Source organism: Micromonospora sp. MP36 (genome assembly GCF_008119785.1).
In the GTDB taxonomy this organism is placed as follows: domain Bacteria; phylum Actinomycetota; class Actinomycetes; order Mycobacteriales; family Micromonosporaceae; genus Micromonospora.
In genome coordinates this window covers 1-730 of the sequence record NZ_VSFA01000287.1, presented here as the reverse complement: position 1 = coordinate 730, position 730 = coordinate 1, and the positions used below count along the sequence as shown (strand labels likewise).

Sequence of the window (730 nt, the reverse complement as noted above, 5' to 3'; positions counted from 1 at the left end):
ACGGCTTCGCCGAGGTAGCGGTTGAATGCCAGGCGTCGAGCGACGGTGTGTTCGCTGCGGCCGGAGCGTCTGGTGACGGGTGCCTGGCCCGCATAGCACTGCAGCGCGTTCGGTGTCGCGAACTGGTGCCAGTGTTCGCCGATCTCCCCGGCGACCCGCGCAGCGAGCCTGTCGCCCAGGCCGGGCATGCTCAGGTAGATCTCCCCGGCGGGGAATGTCTTGGCCGGGTCGGGGTCCTTCACCGTCTTGGCCCGTGCTGGGCGGTGGCCGCCGAGGAGAAGTTCACCCATTCGTCGTTCCCACAGGCGTCGCTGGGTGCGCAGGAGTAGCAGTTGGGCGGCAGCCAGCCGGATGCTGCCGGTCTTGGCCTGGACGAGGCCCGGTTGAGCGTTCAGCTGCGGCTGCGAGAGCGTCTGGATGACGCGGTCGGCGAACCGGCCTGGCCAGCCGTGCCGGCAGGAACGGGCGAACGCCTCGAGTTCCTCGCGGCTGACCGCGGCTAACGCGTCCGCGGAAGGCCAGCGTTCCATGAGTTTGAGGAACACCGCGGAGCTCAGGTCACCGTCAGCGATCTCGATGGCGGCCGGGAAGACAGCCAGCAGGTCGGCGCGCAGCCGGTTGCCCAGGCGCCGTTCGTCCCGGGCAGCGCGCACGTCGTCGCGGGCGATCGCCCGCAGCTCGGCGCCGATCTGTCCGTGCGGGATCAACGCCCGCAACTCGGTATAGGTGT

At 69.9% G+C, this 730-nt stretch carries 1 protein-coding gene; it reads right to left on the bottom strand.

Translation table 11 applies throughout. The features are described 5' to 3' along the window. The coding region (locus tag FXF52_RS41200; RefSeq protein WP_148805060.1) for a transposase at positions 1 to 730 on the bottom strand (730 nt) is incomplete at both ends.